A 17,806-nucleotide genomic window follows, 5' to 3' on the forward strand; every position below is an offset into this window, starting at 1 on the left:
ATCTGCGAGCAAGAAAAGGGCAAGGTGCCGAACGGCTCGCCGCGCATAGTCTGCAGCGAGTTCCGCTCCGCCGGCACCACAACGGAGGGAGTAATCGTGGCGAAGCTCATCGGCATCGACGAATGCGATCAGCTGACGACCAAGGAGGTGCACGACCTCTACCGCCGTCATGTCAGCCGTACCCAGGTGTCCCTGATGACATCGTTCGGATTCGGCCGGGACCTGGTCGACAGCGCCGAGGGCGCCTGGGTCAACATGCGCGACGGCACCCGGGTGCTGGACCTCTCCGGCGGCGTCGGGGTGCTGAACCACGGCCACAACCACCCCCGGATCCTGGCGGCACGCGAGCGGTTCGCGCGGGACAAGCGGATGGAGGTACACAAGGCGTTCTTCTCGCCGTACCTGGCTGCGCTCAGCCACAACGTCGCGCAACTGCTGCCGGCCGACCTGTCCATCTCGTACTTCCCGAACTCCGGCGCCGAGGCCAACGAGGGCGCGGTGAAGATGGCCTACAAATACCACGGCGGAAAGCGGAACACGATTCTTCGGGCAGACATCAGCTTCCACGGCAAGACGCTGGGAGCGGGCAGTCTGACCGGTTCATCGGAGAACAACTTCCGATTTCCCGGACTGCCGGGAATCGTGGTGTATCCCTTTGGCGACCTCGACGCGTTGCGCCGGGCGGTGGCCGAGGCCCGCCGACCGGACGGCGGCTGTGACGTCTACGCCATCCTGGTCGAGCCGTTCAGCGCCTCCACCATGCGTCGGTGGTCCGAGCCCGCGCTCCGGCAGCTGCGTGAGCTCTGCACCGCCGAGGAGATCATCCTGATCTTCGACGAGATATACACGGGCTGGGGAAAGACCGGCAACCTGTTCTACTTCATGCGCCACGACGGCCTGGTCCCCGACATCCTCACCTACTCGAAGTCACTCGGTGGCGGGAAGGCGTCGATCTCCGGGTACACCGCGCGCGAGCCCGTCTTCCGCAGGGCGTACGAGCGGTTGACCGACGTGATCCTGCACAGCACCACCTACTACGGGTTCGGCGAGGAGACGGCGACCGCGATCGAGGCGGTCAACGTCGTGGTCGAGGAGGACTTCCCCGCCCGGGCGAGGGAGATCGAGCGGATCCTGACCTCGGGGTTGGAACGCGTCCAGAAGGCGTTCCCCGACACGATCATCCGGGTGGCCGGGGTCGGCTCACTGCACGGGGTGTTCCTCGGCGGCGGGCCGAAGCTGCTCGACCTGGCCGCCAAGTTGGTGCCCGGCTTCGCCGGCGACCCGCAGTTCCGGACCAAGCTGATCACACTGTCGGTGATCGCCCACCTGTACCGGCACCACCGGATCATGACCTACTACAGCCCGAACGGCGAGAACCCGCTGATGGTCGCCCCGACGCTGGTCATCGAAGAGGCCGATCTGGAGCACTTCCTGGACGCGCTGGAGGCGACCCTCGCGGTCGGTCTGCGGCGGCTGCTGACCGCGTTCGTACGGGAGAAGGCGGTGTCGTCGTGGTGATGCGCGTCGTGGTGACGGGCAGCGGCGGGATGCTGGGCAGCGGCCTGGTGCGACGGCTGCGCGCCGACGGTCACCAGGTGCACGGCGTCGACATGCGACCCGTCGACGACCCCGACCACACCGTCGCCGACATCCGCGACCGGGCCGCGCTGAAGGCGGCCCTCACCGGTGCCGACGCGGTGGTGCACACGGCGGCCGCGCTGCCCAGCTATCCGGAGGACGAGATCCGCTCGGTGATCGTCGAGGGAACCCGCACCGTGCTGACCGCCGCCCGGGACAGTGGCGTGCGCCGGGTGGTGCACATCTCCTCCACCGCGGTGTACGGCCTGCCGACCGTCGTGCCGACCACCGAGGAGTACCCCCGGGAGCCCACGGACGCCTACGGCCGGGCAAAGGCGTCCGCCGAGGAGATCTGCGAGAGCTTCCGCGCCGACGGGCTCTGCGTACCGATCCTGCGACCGAAGACCTTCGTCGGCGCCGGCCGGATGGGCCTGTTCGCGATGCTGTTCGAGTGGGCCGAGGAGGGCCGACACTTCCCGGTACTCGGCCGCGGCGACGTACGGATCCAGATGTGTGCGATGGAGGACCTGCTGGACTGCGTCGTGGTGGTCCTGACCACCGACGCCGAGACCGCCAACGACACCTTCAACGTCGCGGCCAACCGCTTCGGCACCCTGCGGGAGGACTTCCAGGCGGTGCTCGACGCCGCTGGGCACCGCCGCCGGGTGCGCTCCATCCCGGCGCAGCCGGCGCTGTACACCCTGGAGTTGCTCCGCCGGGCCCGGCTCTCCCCGGTGTACGGACGGTTGCTGCACAAGTTGCTCGGCGATTCGTACGTCAGCACAGAGAAGGCCCGCCAGCGGCTCGGCTTCGAGCCCCGGTTGTCCAACCAGGAGGCGCTGCTGCGGGCCTTCGACTGGTGGCGGCAGCGACCGGACGACGGCGACCGGCAGGCGGGCCGCACCAGTAGGGAGCCCTGGAGCCAGGGCGTACTGCGGGCCGCAAAGGTCTTCTTCTAGCCCGGGGGTTGCTGTGCACACCACGTGGTCAACCGAGGCAACCCCCACCCCTGCGGCGGGAGAGCCCGCCGGCGATCGCCGCCGCGGCGGGCTTCCCAGAGACATCCTGACCCTCCTCCGGCCGGGCCAGTGGGCCAAGAACCTGCTGGTCGTCCCCGTGGCGCTGCTGGATCTCGACGTGTGGAGCCTGGGTGCCATCCTGCGGGTGGGGTGGGCGATCGTCGCCCTGACGATCGCGTCGACGCTCGTGTACACCCTCAACGACATCGCCGATCGACACCGCGACGGTGGCCACCCGACCAAACGGCACCGCCCGATCGCCTCCGGCCGCATCTCGATACGCGTCGGTCTGCTGCTGGCGGCCGTTCAGGGCGTACTCCTCGTCGTACTGTGCGGGCTGCAGCCGTGGCCGCGGATCTGGCCGGTCGCGGCCTACCTGGCGCTGGCCATCGCGTACTCCTTCGCGCTCAAACACGTGCCGCTGGTGGACATCTTCGTGGTGGCGACCGGCTTCGGGCTGCGGCTGATGCAGGGCTACCTGGTGCTCGGCGTCGACCCGTCCGGCTGGTTGCTGACCAGCGTTTTCAGCCTCTGCCTGCTACTGACCGTCAGCAAGCGCCGGCAGGAGCTGACCACGGTCGGTGGCGCGCACCGTCCGGCGCTGCGCGGCTACACCGTGCCGCTGATCGACCAGCTGATGGTGCTCAGCGCTGTCATGTCGGTCGGATCCTACCTGCTCTACCTGCGCACCGAGGCGCCGCTGGGCGCCAACGGACTCGTCGCCGCGGTGCTGTCGGCGCCGCTGGCACTGTTCGCCCTGTTCCGCTACCTGCAGCTGGTGCTCGTCGCCGACGGCGGAGCGGACCCGGTCCGGCTGCTGCTCCGAGACCCGGCGCTGGTCGTCAACTCGCTGCTCTGGTTGGCCGTGTCGGGCGGCTTCCTGCTGGCTTCCCGTACCCCATAGGAGAGAACCTCATGACGACGACAAAGTACGACCTGACCGTCGCCCTGACTTACTACGACCCGTACGTGAGCGGGCTGACCCACACCGCGCGTTGTGTCGCCGAGGGCATGGTGGAGCGGGGCTGGCGGGTAGCGGTCGTCGCGGCGCAGCACCACCCGGGCCTGCCCCGACGCGAGACCATCGCGGGCGTGGACGTCTACCGGTGTCCGAAGCTGGTCCGGATCAACCGGGCGTTCGTCGCGCCCAGCTACCCGGTCGTCGCCTCCCGACTGGCCCGTGCCTCGTCGGTGCTGCATCTCAACCTGCCGATGGCGGAGGCGGCGCTGGTCGCGGCGGGGTGCGGTGACACCCCCATCGTCAGCCACGTGCACATCGACCTCTACCTGCCTCCGTCGACGTTCAGTCGGGCCCTGATGCGCGCCTCGGACATCACCTCCCGGGCTGCGATCAGGCGCTCGGCGGCCACGGTGGCCTACAGCGACGACCAGGCGATGGGGTCGAAGTTCTGGCCGCTGATGCGGGACCGCTTCACCCCGATCGCCGCGCCCTGCCTGGACCGGCGGGGCGGGGCACCGCGCTACCGGGAGACCACCGGGCTCCACGTCGGGTTCCTCGGCCGAATCGTGCAGGACAAGGGGATCGTCTACCTGGTCAAAGCGTTCCAGCGGATCGCCGACCCGGACGCCCGGCTGCTCATCGCCGGCAACTACGCCACGGTCGCCGGTGGCAGCAACCTCGCCGACGTCAAGGCCGCGATCGCCGGCGACACCCGGATCCGCGTCCTCGGCGAGCTCCGCGGTTCCGAGATCGACGACTTCTACGCCTCGATCGATGTCTTCACCCTGCCGTCGGTGGCGGAGACCTTCGGCATCGTCCAGGCCGAGGCGATGATGTGCGGGATACCGTCGGTGACCACCGACATCCCCGGCGGCCGGTACCCGGTCGCGGCCACCGGGTTCGGCGAGGTCGTCCCCCCGCGCGACCCGGTGGCGCTGGAGGGCGCCATTCGCCGGATGGGGGCCGTTTCACCCGACTGGCGTGAGCTCAAGGCGAAGGAGTCGCGGGAGCGGTTCTCGGTCGGCGCCTGTCTGGACGCCTACCAGAAGCTGTTCGAGTCGCTGCGGAAGCACCCGCGGTGAACCCACTCGTCTCGGTCATCGTCCCCAGCTACAACAGCATCGTCACGCTGGAGCTCTGCCTGCGCTCGGTGGCCACGCAGACCTATCAGCCGATCGAGCTGATCGTCGTCGACGACGCCAGCACCGACGGCTCGGCGCAGGTGGCCCGGGCGATGGGCGCCACGGTGGTGGGCACCGGGTCCAACAGCGGCCAGTCCGTGGCCCGCAACCTCGGTGCCGAGCACGCCACCGGAGAAATCCTCTTCTTCCTCGACTCGGACGTGGCGCTCGATCCCACCGGGGTCGAGATCGCGGTCTCCGTGCTGCGGGACCAGCCCGGTGTGGGCGCGATCTGTGGCGTCTACGACGCCGAGCCGCTGCTACCGGGCACCCTGGCCACCCGGTACCGGACGGCGCAGCAGTACGTGTGGTTCAACGAGGTGGAGGGGACGATACCCGGCCTGCACACGGCCCTGTTCGCCATCCGGGCGGAGGTGTTCGCCGAAACCGGGCCGTTCGACCCGCGGCTGCGGCACACCGAGGACCAGGACTACGGCTACCGGCTCGGCCGCCGCTACGACGTGCGGGTCACCACCGAGATCCGCGGCCGGCACGACCACGACGCGACGCTGCGGACGATCCTGCGAAAGGTGTTCCACCGCACCCGGATGGGAATGCCCCTGTGGTTGCGGCACCGCACCCTGCCCGGCGGCGCCGCGACCGGATCGCGGGCGCTGGCGAGCGTGGCGGTGGCCGGCGCGGCGGCGGCGCTTCCCCTGCCGCTGCTGGTCGGCCCGGTCGGCGCGGTGGCGACACCGGCGCTGGTCGCCACCGCGATCGGGCTGGACGCCGCCACCTACCGCCACGTCTTCGCCACCGGTGGCGTCGGCTTCGGCGTCTACTTCACCGCCGTGCAGTTGCTCGTCACCCTCACCGCCGCCGTGGCGGCGGGGGTCGGCGTGGCGCAGTACGCCCTCACCCGCCGGCCCGGCCCGCCCCAGAGCCACCCCACCAGCCACGCGAACGCGTGAGATCCATCCCCGGAGGAGCCATGAGTCACTCGAATCCGCTGGTCTCGGTCATCGTTCCGCACCACAACCGGCGCGACGCCCTGGCGCTCTGCCTGCGGGCCCTCGCCGCGCAGACGTACGCGCCGATCGAGATCATCGTGGTGGATGACTGCAGCACCGACGACTCGGTCGCCGTCGCCGAGTCGTCCGGGGCGACGGTGCTGCGGACCCGGACCAACAGCGGCCAGTCCGCGGCCCGCAACCTCGGCGCCGGGCACGCGGGCGGCGAGATACTGTTCTTCCTCGACTCCGACATCGCCCTCGACCCAGACAGCATCGGCAACGCGGTGGCCATGTTGCGCGACGACCCGAACCTCGGCGCGGTCTGCGGAATCCTGCACCCGAGGTCGCTGATCGCCGACAGCCTCGCCGCGCGGTACCGCGCGTTGCAGATGTACCACTGGTGGATGCCGACGGGCGGGCCGACCCGGGAACTGCACGCAGCGCTGCTGGCGGTGCCGGCCCGGGTCTTCGCCGAGATCGGCGGCTTCAACCCGTACCTGCGCGACACCGAGGCGGCCGACTACCGGGCCCGGCTCGTCCAGCGTTACGACGTAGCCCTCACCGACCGGATCCGCGGTTGCCACGATCACGACCCCACCCTGCGGATGGTGTTGCACAAGGTGTTCCGGCGCGCGGTGGCGAGCGCGCTGGAGTGGCGCCGGGGCGAGCTGCCCGGAGACTCCCGGTCCCGCGCGGTCGCCGGCGTCCTGGTCGTGCTCGCCACGCTGGCCCTGCCGCTACCGTTGCTGGTCGGCGCGGCCGGCGCCGCCGTGACACCGCTGCTGCTCGCCGCCGCCATCGGCCTGGACGGCACCACGTACCGGCAGGTGTTCGCGAGCGAGGGCCTGCTGTTCGGCGGGTACTTCTTCGCCGTGCATCTGCTCGTCACCCTCGTCGGGACGGTCGGGATGGGGGTCGGCGTCCTGCAGCGGATCCTGCTCCGCCGCACGACCAGCGCGGTCCGGCACTCGGTTCCGGTCCGCTGAACCGGCCGCTCCCTCGGTCGACAACGGCTGGGCATCTGCGCTGACAGCGTCGGTGAACCGGCTCGGAGGTGGTGGGTTGGTGTGACGCGCCTCGGGTCCCCGTGGCGGGGCCGGCGCGGGCTAGGGTGGGTGATCTTCGAAGTCCTGTGGCGTCGCGCACTGCACCAGCGGGTCGACCCGACCGCGATGGCGAGCACACCCGACGGCGTCCTGGTGCACGAGCGCTCGACCCGTCTGCTCTGGGTCGACCGGCAGCGGACGGCAACCGTGCTGCCGGCCGTCATCGGCGAGCGGGTACATCGTCGGGGGCGGCACATCGGTACGGCTGCTCGACCTGCGTGACGGCAACGAAACACGTCGCTGGAGCCTGCCCGAGCCCCTCGCGGCCGGCGACGGACAGTGGCCGGCGTTCGTGGCGGCCGGTGCGGATCGGTTCGGGCGCGCGAGCGCCGGGGTGGTGCCGTCGCGCTGGACCTGACCACCGGTGCGTTCCGCTGGCGGGTCAGCGCCGGGCCGGACGCGGTGGACCACGTCGTCCCGGCCGCCAGCGGGCACGTGCTGGCCACCGGGCGACCCGGTCTGCTGCTGCTCGTCGACGACACCGGTCGGCCCCGCGAGCGCCGCCTGGTCGACCAGCAGATCAGCGGGCTGCGCGTGTCGACGCCGGGTGTCCTGCTGGTGGCCGGCAAGGGCTCGCTTCTCGCGGTGGACGCCGCCACGCCGTCGGCGTGAGGGGTTTGTCGCCCCCGGACGCCCTGCGGCGTTGATCCCCGGGAACGTACGCGAGTTTCGGAGCAACCCCCCGGGGTGGACCCCGCGTGACTATCTCGAAACGGGGATCGGAGGCCTGAATGAGCGATCGCGACGAGGCGTTCGCCGAGTACTTCGCGGCACGGTCCGCTGCCATGCGCGCCACCGCGTACCTGCTGTGCGGTGACTGGCATCGGGCGGAAGACCTGGTACAGACCACTTTCGTCAAGCTCTACCGGGTCTGGCACCGGATCTCGCGGCACGAGGTGCTCGACAGCTACGTCCGCCAGATCCTGATCCGCACCTTCCTCGACGAGCGGCGTCGCGGCTGGTGGCGGCGCGAACGGGTGGGGGGCGAGGACGCCGAGCAGACGGCTGCTCCCGACTCGCCGGAGAGCAGGCTGGTGCTGCTCCAGGCGCTGGCCCGCGTCGCACCGCGCCAACGGGCCGTGCTGGTCCTGCGCTATTGGGAGGACCAGTCGATCGAGGACGTCGCGGCGCTGCTGGAGTGCTCTCCAGGGACGGTGAAGAGCCAGGCGGCACGCGGGCTCGACACCTTGCGCGGCCTCCTGGCACCCACCTACAGCGCGATCGAGATGGGGGAGCGATGAACGGACAAGAACTGCGCGACGCGTTGCGCACCGAGATGGCGAGCACCACCCCGCCACCACCACTGAGTACGCCGGCCGCGCTCGGCAGGGCGCGCCGGGCGCGTTTTCGCCGCCGAGCGGTGTGGGCGTCGCTCGGATCGGCGGCGGTGGTGTTGGCGGTCACCGGCTTCGCGGCCGTCGTCCGCCCGAACGACCCGGTCTACCAGCCGGCGGGTGGGGGTTTTCCGGCTGCGGGCTCGTCGACGGACACCAAGGAGCCGTGGCCGACCGGGCCCGACGGTCAACCACAGGAGGACCGGACCGCGCGGGCCGGATCCCAGTACGACCGGGGGGTCCGCCTGCTCAGCGAAGTCGTCGCAGTCGTGCCCCCCGGCTACACCGCGCCGGAGGATCCGGCTGACCAGCCCGCCGAACAGCGGATGTTGCGGACCCAGCAGGCGCAGTTCGAGGAGAAGGTGAACGGCGTCGACAGGTGGAGTTACCTGACCACGGTCGCCGTGGCCCAGGGCAACGGCACCGGACGGGTGATCGTCGAGGTGCACGACGCCGGCAACCAGTTGCCGACCGAACCGTGCGCCCTGGCCCGCACCTTCTGGGGCATGCAGGGCGAATGCCAGGTCGAGACCGTCGGGGCGGCGCAGGTCGGCGTGGTGGTCCGACCGGGCAGCGACGACCGGCTCGACCAGTGGTCGGCGTACCGGCACCCGGACGGCGTGGTGGTCTACGTGGCGCAGGGCGCGCAACTCGACGAGACCCGGCCGTCGTTGCAGAAGTTGCCGTTCTCGGTGCGGCAGTTGGCGGCCCTCGCCGTCGACGACCGGTTCCACCTGCGGTGAGCCGTCCCCGCCCGGGTTCCGGCCCGGGCGGGGGTCCTCGCCGCGTCCTACTCGACGTACGCCAACTGCACGAGGGTGGTGCGACGGCCGCGACGCACCAGCCGCCCCCGGCCGGGCGGTTGGACGGAGAGGTGGGCCTGCGGCCAGAGCTGGCCCTCCTGCCGCTCGCCGGACAGCAGCAGCCCGGCGCAGCCGACCTCCTTCATCCGCTGCGGCACCGGCTCGTGGACGGCCCGGCCGGCACCGCCACTGCGGCGCGCCAGCACCAGGTGGAAGCCGAGGTCCTTCGACTGCGGCAGGAACTCCAGGAACGGCGCCAACGGCCCGGCGCCGCCACCGGACAGTAGGTCGTAGTCGTCGCAGAGCACCACGACCTCCGGCCCCTTCCACCACGACCGGCTGCGGAGCTGGTCGACGGTCAGGGTGTCCGGAGGTAGCCGGTTGCGGATCTCGCCGGCGACGCCCGCCACCAGCCCCTGGGCGGCGGTGGCGGTGCCGGCGTACGCGGCGAGATAGGCGTCGGGCACCGCGTCCAACATGGTGCGCCGCAGGTCGATGACCGCGAAGACCAACTGGTCGTCGGTGAACTGGGCGGTCAGGTCCCGGACCAGCAGGCGAAGCAGTGAGGTCTTGCCGCTGGCCGAGTCACCGAAGACGAGCAGGTGCGGGTCGGTGCCGAACAGGTCGAGCATGGTGGGTCGCAGCTCCGCCTCGTCGAGCCCGAGCCGCACCCGCCCGTCGGCGGGCAACCCGGTGGCCACCTCGCCGTACCCGATCATGGTGGGCAGCATCCGGATGGCCGGCGCCGACGGGCCGGTCCAGGCCGTCGCCACCCGGGACACCAGGTCGTCCAGGCCCTTCGGCAGGGTGCGAACGTCGTCGCTGCCGTCGATGCGGGGCAGGGCGATGTGCGCGGTCAGGGCGTCCTGGGTCAGGCAACGGCCCGGCGTGTCGGCGCGCAGGTTCTCCGCGGCCTGCCGCTTGATGGACGAGTCCAGTGGGTCGTTCAACCGGAACTCGATCTTCGAGCCGATCACCGCCTGGAGCTGCATCCGCAGGTCCGACCAGCGGCCGGCGGTCAACACCAGGTGTACGGCGTACCCGAGGCCCCGGGCGCCGATGTCCTGGACGAGATCGGCGAGATCCTCGAACTCCGTCTTCAGCACCGGATAGTTGTCGATCACCAGCACGACGTCGGCGGCGGCCAGCTCGGGCAGCCGCCCCTCCCGGTGCATCCGCCGCATCGTGTCGATCGAGTCGATGCCGTGCGCGGCGAACAGCTCCTCCCGTTCGGTCATCAGCATGCTGACCTCGGTCACCGTCCGGCGGATCCGGTCCGGGTCCAGTCGACCGGCCACCCCGCCGACGTGCGGGAGCCCGGCCAGCGCGTTGAGCGCACCGCCGCCGACGTCGACGCAGTAGAACGCGATGTCCTGTGGGGTGTGGGTCAGCGCGGCACCGGCCACCAGGCTGCGCAGCAGCGTCGACTTGCCGGTCTGTGGTGCGCCGAGCACGCAGACGTGCCCACCCGCGCCGGAGATGTCCAGCACGAACGGTTCCTGTTTCTGCTCGGTGGGCCGATCGAGCAGACCGAGCGGGATCCGCAGCCGGCCGCGCCGCTCCACCGGGGCCACCAGGCCGTACGCCGGATCGGTCTCCAGCGGGCCGACGACCGAGTCGAGTGCCAGCGAGGCCGGTAGCGGCGGCAGCCAGATCCGGTGTGCCTGCCGTCCGTGCTCGCGCAGCCGGTCGACCACCACGTCCAGGGTGCTCGGCGCCGAGACGCTCTCGTCGGCCTCCGCCGACTCCTCGGTCGTCAACGGCTTCGGCAGGTGCCGGGCCACGTTGTACATCAGGAAGACCGTCGGGTCGGGTGCGGCGTCCACCACCTCCTCGCCGGCCGGCGGCCGGTACGTGCCGGACACGTACGCCGCCTTGAACCGCTCGAAGACCGTGGTGTCGACCTTCAGGTAACCCGACCCGGGCAGCGGTGGCAGCCGGTACGCGTCGGGCACCCCCAGCACGGTGCGGCTCTCCTGCTCGTTGAAGGTGCGCAACCCCAGCCGGTACGACAGGAACGACTCCAACCCGCGCAGTCGACCCTCCTCCAACCGCTGCGAGGCGAGCATCTGGTGGATCCCGATCGACCGGCCGATCCGGCCGATGGCGATGAACAGCTCGATGAAGTCCGGTTTGGCGGTCAGCAGCTCACTGAACTCGTCGATGATCACCATCAGGTTGGGCAGTGGCGGCAACGGCCGGCCCGCGTCACGCCGCCTGTTGTACTCGGTGATGTTGGCCAACTGCCCGGCGTCGAGCAGGATCTGCTGGCGGCGCTTCATCTCCCCCTGGATCGCGTCGTGCAGCCGGTCCACCAGGCCGGAGTCGTCGGACAGGTTCGAGATCATCGCCGAGGTGTGCGGCAGATGTTCCAACCCGGCGAAGGTGGCACCACCCTTGTAGTCGACGAGCACCAGGCTCAGCCGCTCGGGCGGGTGGGTCATCGCCAGGGTGAGCACCAACGTCCGCAGGACCTCGGACTTGCCGGAACCGGTCGCGCCGACGCAGAGCCCGTGCGGGCCCATGCCGCCCAACGCGGCCTCCTTGATGTCCAGGTGCACCGGGTTGCCGTCCGTCCCCACCCCGAACGGCACATTGAGGAAGTCGGGAAGCATCCGGGGCGCCCACAGGGAACGCACGTCGTAGCTCGCCTCGTCGACGATGCCGAGCAGCCCCCGCAGGTCGACTGTCGCCTCCAACGGGGCGTCGTCCACAGTGTCGGCCACCAGCCGCAGCGGCGAGACCCGCCGGGCCAGCGACTCCATCTCCGACAGGTCGAGCTTGTCGACAGTGCCGGTGGACGCGCCACGCAACCGCTCACGCTCGGCCAGGATCACCTGTGCCCGGGTGTCGGTGACCTTGCGCAGGTCCTGCACGGTGATCCGGTCGTCCTCGCAGAGCACCCGGACGTCCACATGGGACGGCTCGTGCTGCCGGTCGTCGACGAGCACCACCACCGCCATGCCCAGGTCCTCCGGGGCGAGACCGGCCTCGAGGTGACCGAGCGGGTCGGCCCGCCCGGCGGAGATCTGGTCGACCACGACGACCAGCCGACTGCCCCGGAACCGGTGCTGGGGATCGCCCAGCCGCCGGGCCCGGTTGACCTCACCGACGCGCCGGGACAGCTCCGCGGTGAGCAGCGCCGCCAGTGCCATCGGCTCGGCCGCCACCAGCCGCTGCGGGGCCGGCCCGTCGAACTCGCTCGGGTGCAGGCAGTGCGGAAGCCACTTCAACCAGTCGAACTCCGGCCCGGCGGTGCCGCCTAGCAGCCACGCGAGACGTACGTCGTCCGGGGCGTGCAGGGTGGCGAGCTGCGCCACCAGCACCCGTACCAGGTTGCGGGTGGCGCCCGGGCTGCCCACCACCGAGACCACACCGGTGACCGGCACCGCGACCGGCATGCCGTCGAGCAGGCGGTCCCGGTCCACCACCAACCGGGCGGCGGCCAGGGTGACCGGGTCCAGGTCGACCATCGGGTTGTTCTCGTCGGCCTGGAGGGTGACCCGGCGCCACAGGCGATCCTGCCCGTGCCCGACCCGCAGCACCAGGAAATCCGGGTCGGCCAGCCGCCGCTCCCACCGCCGGTGCGGGTCACGGAGCAGGTCCGGCAGCACCTCCGGGGCCGGGTGCCGGTGCTGGGCCGCGGCCCGCTGCGTGACCGCGTCCGCCCGGATCTGGTCGCGGATCCGGTCGATGTACTCCAGGTAGCGTTGCCGCTGTCGGGAGAAGCGGCGGGCCGCGCCGGTGCGCTGGGTGACGTACGCGGCGATGCCCCCGAACACCGTGGCGACGAGCATGCCGAGCCCGGCGATCATCATGATCGGGTTTTGGTTGGCCATCATCATGAGCAACATGCCGGCCCCGCCCATGATCGGGAGGAAGACCTGCATGACGCCCGCGAACCCACCGCCGCCGTCGGGCACCGCCGGTGGTGAGACCACGTCGAGCGCGGTCGGCTCCGGCTCCGGTGGTGGGACCCGGGCCGGTCGGTGAATCACCCGCTGCGTCATCGCGACCCCTTCCGGGCCGAACCGATCAGTGCCTCGGCCGGGTTACCGGTAGTGCTCCGACTGCCTAGAGTAGTACCGGTCGACACACCGAGCCGACCGTGCGGGGACGGAGGGTCATGGCAACCCGATTCACCCGAGTGACAGTGGTGGCCGGCGGGCGAAGCCTCGATATCAGTCTGCCGGCGGCCCGGCCGGTGCTGGAGTTCGTGCCGCAGGTCTGCGAGCTGCTCTCGCTCACGCCCGAGGCCGCCGGCCGCTGGAAACTGTCCACCGTGGCCGCCGGTGGGTTGGACCCACGCCGCTCCCTGGACGAGGCCGGCATCATCGACGCCGAGACGCTCTACCTGACCCCGCCCGAGCAGGCCCCCCTGCCACCGTTCGTCGACGACGTGGTGGACGAGGTGCAGACCACACTGGACGACGACGGCAGCGAATGGCGGGACGCCGCCCGGATGACGGGCAGTGCGGCACTGGCCGGTGTCGTGGTGCTGACCCTCACGTACGCGCTCACCACCATGCCGGTGCCGGTGGCCGCGGCCCCGGCCATGCTGTTCACGGTGGCCGCGTTGGCGGTGCTCGCCGGCCGCATGCTCGGCGCGCCCGGTGGCACGCTGCTGATCGCCGCCGCCGTGCCGGCCTGGTTGGTCGCCGGCGTCGCGGTCGCCCGGGCGGCCGGTTGGCCCGAGCCGGCCCTCTTCACCGCCGCCGCCCTGGGCGCCGGTCTCGGTGCCGCCCTGTTCGTCCTGGCGGGCGAACGGTGGTATGGCGTCGCCGCTGGCGGGCTCGCGGTGACGGTGCTCGGCGGGCTCGGCACCGCGCTGCTCGTCGCCGGGCTCGATCCGCAGCAGACCGCGGCCGTGGGCTCGGTCGTGGTCGTCTTCGCGGTGGGGCTCGCGCCGCAGCTCGCGCTCAGCTCGGCCCGCCTCGTCGATCTGCTGCGCCGGCAGGAGGAGAGCCAGTGGGTCGGCCGACACCTGGTCGCGGCGGCGGTCCGCCGGGGTCAGACCGTGCTGTCCGGTGCCGTCGTCGGCGTCGCGTTGGCCGCCACCGCAGCCTGCGTCGTGCTGCTGACCGGCCCGGCCGGCATCGGCGTGCTGCTCGGGGCGGTGCTGGGGTTGGTGTTCGCGCTGCGGTCGCGGGTCTTCACCCGTTTCGGGCAGGTGCTGTCCATGCTCGTCCCGCCGGTGACGGCGGCCACCGTGGCGGTGCTCGATGCCGTCCGCCTCACCGACGCCGACGAGGCGGTGCGGGCCTGGCTGGCCGTGGTCGGTGTCCTGGTGGTGGCGGGTGCGGTGCTCTGGGCCGGCCGTCCCCGGCTGGACGACGTCGGTGCCGCCCGGTTGCGACAGCTCTTCGACCTGGCCGAGGTGCTCGCGGTGGTCAGCCTCGCGCCACTGGTGATCGCGGTCTTCGGTGGCTTCGACTGGGCGGCCCGCTGAGCCGAGGGCCCGGCGCATCCGCTGATCAGCCGATCCGTGTGTTGCGCGGCGCGATCGCCGACGTCGGCCCGGACCGGTCCGCCGGCCGGACCGACCGCGCGAGGAAGGAAAGCGCCGCGTCCGACGCCGGTTGCGTGGCGACGGGTGGGGCCAGCCCGCGTTTCTGACGTTGCTGGGCGAGCAGGTCGCCGATACTGGTGATCGCCCAGACCGCGACCAGCAACAGGGCACCGACGACCAGGCTCGCGATCACCGTCGCATAGGGACGGCGCAGGTCGCGTGGGCCGCGCCGGGACCCGTGCAGGAGCGCGGCCTTGGCGGTGGCGGTGCGCAGTGCGTGCGCCTCGACCACCACCCGGTCCCGGCCGTCAGCCACGGCCGGACCCGGCCCCGTCGTCAGTCATGGTCGCGCCCGCCCCGGTGGTCTGTCATGGTCGCGCTTAGCCCCGTCGTCGGTCATGGTTGCGCCCAGCGCCGTCGTCAGTCATGGTCGGCGGCCCGGTTGGCCTCGTCGTCGTGTTTGGCCTCGGTGGCGGCGGCCACGTCGTCCGCATCGGCTGGCTTGATGCTCTGGGCCACCGCCACGATCACGTCGGTGAGCACCTGCTCCATCTCGGGGTGTGGTGTCGCGGCGCTGAGCACGGCCGTCCAGGTGGTGCCGGGCAACGGTAGAAACAGTTGCAGCACCGTCGAACGCACCCGGGTCAGGCCGCCCGGCGGGACCGTGGAGGCGACGTCGCGGTGCAGCACCCCCGGCCCGACCGGCGTCTCGACCTCCTCCGTCGTGCCGGTGCGTGGCAGCGTCTGCCGGACCAGCGCGAGACCGGCCGGCTGAGGCGCCGAGTTGAACCAGCCCAGGTGCAGCCCGGCACTGCCGACCGCACCGGTGGACATCCGACCCAACTGCACCAGGCTCAGCGACGCGCCGGCACGTTGACAGTCGGCGACGAGCTGCTCAAGGAACTGGAGAACCCCCCGGCGCTCGGGGGCGCGCAGGCGCTGCCCGAAGAACCGGTCGTCGACCATCCGTGCGGCGCTGCGCTGCCAGGACTCCGGATTGGTGTCGAGCAGCGCCCAGTCTGAGGGGACCCCGATGAACCACGGGAAATCCGGGTGTGGGGCATGGGGGTTGAGCTTCAGATCATGGGAGGGCAGCGGGTCGAGCATGGACACGTCGCTCACGCGGCACCCCTACGAATCGGTCGGGCGCAGCGCGGCAGCGGTCTGGGTGTCGAAGTCGGAGACCATCTTGCCGATCGCGCTGGAAAGCCCACCCCACTCGCCGATGTTGTTCATCAACTCAAGCAGGCTGGTCTTCCACTCGTCGCGGAAATCGGAGATCGCGCCCTGAATATCGGAATGATCATCGGTCAGGCCGTCGCAGTCGACCACCCCGCGATGGTCCGTCTCCAACTGGTCAGCGAGGGTGGTCAAGTTTCCACCTAGGCTGACCAGCGTCGCATAAGGATACTGAACGTACGTCATCCGGCCTCCCCGTCATCGCTCACCCAGGCTAACAACTCACGTCTATACGGGGGGACCCCGATGACCGAGTACCGACAGATCGGCCGGACGATGGTGCGAGCCCTCGACCCCCGCATCACCGCACGGGTGCGGGCCGAGCGGGAGCGCGACGAGACTCTCTCCGCCCGGCTCCGGCCGGGCGTGATCGCCGTGGTCGGGCCGGGCTCGGGCACCGGCCGCTCGACCGTGGCCGCCCTGCTGACCTCGGCACTGGCCCGCCACCAGGGCGGCGGGGTGCTCGCCGTGGACACCGGCCACGGCGGCGGCCTGCACACCCGGCTGGCGGTCCGGGCCGGTGGGTCCACCGAGGTGGTGCTCGCCGGCCTCGGCCTGCGCGGCGCCACCGCCGGTCGCCGGCCGGCCGTGGGTCATCGGTGGCTGCGGGAGCGCCTCGCGCTGGCCGAGCGGGCGATGCTGCTGGCCAGCCCCCCGGGCGACGCCGAGCCACCGGTGACGGCAGCCGAGTACGGCACGGTCTCGGCCACCCTCAGCCGTTGGTTTCCGGTGCGAGTCGTCGACACCCCGCCGCTGACCGACGATCCGGTCGTGCCGGCGGTGCTGACCCGGGCCGACCGGGTGGTGCTCGTGGCCCCGAACGACGAGCGCGGCCCCCGGTGGCTCGCCGACTGCCGGTCCTGGGTCGCCCCACTGCTGCGCGAGCCGTTCGACCAGATCGGCGTGCAGGTGCTGGTCGGCCAGGACGGGCAGCCGGTCGATGCCACGGCCGGGCAGCCGCCCACTGACCTGCCGACCTTCGCTCTGCCGTACGACCCGGCGCTGCGGACCACCGACGCGCTGCGCTGGGCCGACCTGGCGAGCGGCACGCAGGAGATCATTCTCGACCTTGCCGCGCAGATTGTGCGAGATATGCGACTCAGGTAGCGCACGAAGGTCGTTGCGTGTCTATGTTCGAATAACTGTGGGTCGAGTTCACGGGAGGGGCTCCGGATGGGCGCGAAGTTTTCGATCACCGACAATGCGGTCAACCAGCACTCGTCAAATCTAGACACTTCGGTCGCTGCGCTCAACAGCCAGGCGCGCTCGTTCATCAGCGCGATCGAGCCGCTGCCGGCGGTCTGGAAGGGCTCTGCGTTCCAGAGTTGGGACCAGCTGACCCAGCGGTGGAACACGGCGATGGCCGATCTCAACAAGGCTTTGACCGACATCACGAGCCGGGTCGGTTCGGCGGGGCAGCTCTACGACACCTACCACTCGGAGCAGACCAGCCAGTTGCAGTCGACCATGGGGTCGGCCAACTGGGACAGCGCGAAGTTCCGGGGCTGACGGGAAGGTTACGGGGATCATGGGTGACGTCTTCAGTTACGACGAGTCGACCGCCGGGTCGGCACAGGGCGACATTGCGTCGGTCGCCAACGGGGTCCAGGCAAGTCTCGATGATCTGACCAACTTCGTCACCCGGGTGAAGGCCAACTGGGAGGGCGACGAGATGGAGATCTACAACGGTATCCAGATGCAGTGGAACACTGCGGCGGACACCGTCAAGCAGATCCTCGACTCGGTGAAGGGTGCCCTGGGTCAGACCACGACCTCCGTGCAGGAGATGCGCGGTCAGGTGCGGGGGACTCTGCAGGGCTGATCCATTCGTGCGGCCGCGTCCGGGCATCGATCGAGGTCCGGGCGCGTCGTCGTGCTACGCGGTGCCGGGTGCACAGCCGCCCTATGCCGCGGCGTTGTGCGGGCTGCGGGTGCGGGCTGGTTGGCGTGGACACGGGGAGGTCCGGCGCGATGGCTGAGTTTCCGGGGCATCTGTTCAAGATGGATGGTGATCCGTCGGCGGTTCGGTCGTCGGCGTCGCGGTGGCAGGGCTTCGGTTCGGCGGCAACGCAGGCCGCCGCGCAGATCACCGGTTTGGACACGAGTCAGTTCGTGGGTCCGGA

Annotated in this window: 18 protein-coding genes; 14 read left to right on the plus strand and 4 right to left on the minus strand. The window is 71.0% G+C overall.

Going from position 1 to position 17,806, the window contains the following annotated elements:
* Positions 1-195 precede the first annotated feature (195 nt).
* The 10 genes from AB0B14_RS29780 to AB0B14_RS29825 all read left to right on the plus strand — a co-directional run bounded on the left by AB0B14_RS29780 (position 196) and on the right by AB0B14_RS29825 (position 8,875).
* On the plus strand, positions 196-1,518 hold the full coding sequence (locus AB0B14_RS29780; RefSeq protein ID WP_357080036.1) for an aminotransferase class III-fold pyridoxal phosphate-dependent enzyme: 1,323 nt from the start codon (positions 196-198) through the stop codon (positions 1,516-1,518).
* A complete protein-coding gene (locus AB0B14_RS29785) occupies positions 1,518-2,537 on the plus strand; it encodes an NAD-dependent epimerase/dehydratase family protein (protein WP_357525423.1) in 1,020 nt (339 codons plus the stop codon). Before AB0B14_RS29780 ends, AB0B14_RS29785 begins: the two co-directional genes overlap by 1 nt.
* A 157-nt stretch (positions 2,538-2,694) precedes the next feature.
* Entirely contained in the window at positions 2,695-3,501 is an 807-nt protein-coding gene (locus tag AB0B14_RS29790; RefSeq protein WP_357525425.1) for a UbiA prenyltransferase family protein, read from the plus strand.
* Between the two features lie 11 nt (positions 3,502-3,512).
* The gene (locus AB0B14_RS29795) at positions 3,513-4,640 is read left to right on the plus strand and encodes a glycosyltransferase family 4 protein (RefSeq protein ID WP_357525427.1); all 1,128 of its coding nucleotides are present in this window, start codon (positions 3,513-3,515) and stop codon (positions 4,638-4,640) included.
* Positions 4,637-5,650 carry a glycosyltransferase family A protein gene (locus AB0B14_RS29800; protein WP_357525429.1) on the plus strand — a complete coding sequence of 338 codons (1,014 nt, stop codon included), beginning with the start codon at positions 4,637-4,639 and terminating at the stop codon, positions 5,648-5,650. Before AB0B14_RS29795 ends, AB0B14_RS29800 begins: the two co-directional genes overlap by 4 nt.
* A 20-nt stretch (positions 5,651-5,670) precedes the next feature.
* Complete coding sequence (locus tag AB0B14_RS29805; protein ID WP_357079981.1) at positions 5,671-6,678, plus strand: glycosyltransferase; 1,008 nt, start codon at positions 5,671-5,673, stop codon at positions 6,676-6,678.
* Between the two features lie 129 nt (positions 6,679-6,807).
* On the plus strand, positions 6,808-7,020 hold the full coding sequence (locus AB0B14_RS29810) for a hypothetical protein (protein ID WP_357079984.1): 213 nt from the start codon (positions 6,808-6,810) through the stop codon (positions 7,018-7,020).
* A gap of 57 nt (positions 7,021-7,077) precedes the next feature.
* A complete protein-coding gene (locus tag AB0B14_RS29815) occupies positions 7,078-7,410 on the plus strand; it encodes a hypothetical protein (RefSeq protein ID WP_357525431.1) in 333 nt (110 codons plus the stop codon).
* 119 nt (positions 7,411-7,529) lie between these two features.
* Positions 7,530-8,039: a SigE family RNA polymerase sigma factor gene (locus AB0B14_RS29820; RefSeq protein ID WP_357525433.1), complete on the plus strand. Its 510-nt coding sequence runs from the start codon at positions 7,530-7,532 to the stop codon at positions 8,037-8,039.
* Positions 8,036-8,875 carry a hypothetical protein gene (locus AB0B14_RS29825; protein WP_357525435.1) on the plus strand — a complete coding sequence of 280 codons (840 nt, stop codon included), beginning with the start codon at positions 8,036-8,038 and terminating at the stop codon, positions 8,873-8,875. Before AB0B14_RS29820 ends, AB0B14_RS29825 begins: the two co-directional genes overlap by 4 nt.
* 47 nt (positions 8,876-8,922) lie before the next feature.
* Here the strand turns inward: AB0B14_RS29825 and eccCa are convergent, their stop codons facing one another.
* Positions 8,923-12,945, minus strand: coding sequence for a type VII secretion protein EccCa (gene eccCa / locus AB0B14_RS29830; RefSeq protein ID WP_357525437.1), 4,023 nt, complete (start codon positions 12,943-12,945; stop codon positions 8,923-8,925).
* 116 nt (positions 12,946-13,061) lie between these two features.
* On the opposite strand from eccCa, the gene eccD reads away from it, so the two are divergent.
* Positions 13,062-14,384 (plus strand): type VII secretion integral membrane protein EccD, encoded by a 1,323-nt coding sequence (eccD, locus tag AB0B14_RS29835; RefSeq protein ID WP_357525439.1) that lies wholly within the window; start codon positions 13,062-13,064, stop codon positions 14,382-14,384.
* Between the two features lie 25 nt (positions 14,385-14,409).
* Here the strand turns inward: eccD and AB0B14_RS29840 are convergent, their stop codons facing one another.
* The 3 genes from AB0B14_RS29840 to AB0B14_RS29850 all read right to left on the minus strand — a co-directional run bounded on the left by AB0B14_RS29840 (position 14,410) and on the right by AB0B14_RS29850 (position 15,869).
* Entirely contained in the window at positions 14,410-14,760 is a 351-nt protein-coding gene (locus tag AB0B14_RS29840) for a hypothetical protein (RefSeq protein WP_357525441.1), read from the minus strand.
* Positions 14,761-14,864: 104 nt separating this feature from the next.
* On the minus strand, positions 14,865-15,566 hold the full coding sequence (locus tag AB0B14_RS29845) for a hypothetical protein (protein WP_357080005.1): 702 nt from the start codon (positions 15,564-15,566) through the stop codon (positions 14,865-14,867).
* A gap of 9 nt (positions 15,567-15,575) precedes the next feature.
* On the minus strand, positions 15,576-15,869 hold the full coding sequence (locus AB0B14_RS29850; RefSeq protein WP_357525443.1) for a hypothetical protein: 294 nt from the start codon (positions 15,867-15,869) through the stop codon (positions 15,576-15,578).
* A gap of 60 nt (positions 15,870-15,929) precedes the next feature.
* Here AB0B14_RS29850 and AB0B14_RS29855 point away from each other — a divergent pair, with 60 nt between their 5' ends.
* The 3 genes from AB0B14_RS29855 (at position 15,930) to AB0B14_RS29865 (ending at position 17,505) form a co-directional block, all read left to right on the plus strand.
* Entirely contained in the window at positions 15,930-16,790 is an 861-nt protein-coding gene (locus AB0B14_RS29855; RefSeq protein WP_357525445.1) for a hypothetical protein, read from the plus strand.
* Positions 16,791-16,856: 66 nt separating this feature from the next.
* The gene (locus AB0B14_RS29860; RefSeq protein WP_357080014.1) at positions 16,857-17,192 is read left to right on the plus strand and encodes a WXG100 family type VII secretion target; all 336 of its coding nucleotides are present in this window, start codon (positions 16,857-16,859) and stop codon (positions 17,190-17,192) included.
* Positions 17,193-17,211: 19 nt separating this feature from the next.
* Positions 17,212-17,505, plus strand: a complete 294-nt coding sequence (locus AB0B14_RS29865; protein WP_357080017.1) for a WXG100 family type VII secretion target — start codon at positions 17,212-17,214, stop codon at positions 17,503-17,505.
* Positions 17,506-17,806 lie beyond the last annotated feature (301 nt).

This window comes from Micromonospora sp. NPDC049171 (assembly GCF_040648275.1).
Lineage (GTDB): Bacteria > Actinomycetota > Actinomycetes > Mycobacteriales > Micromonosporaceae > Micromonospora.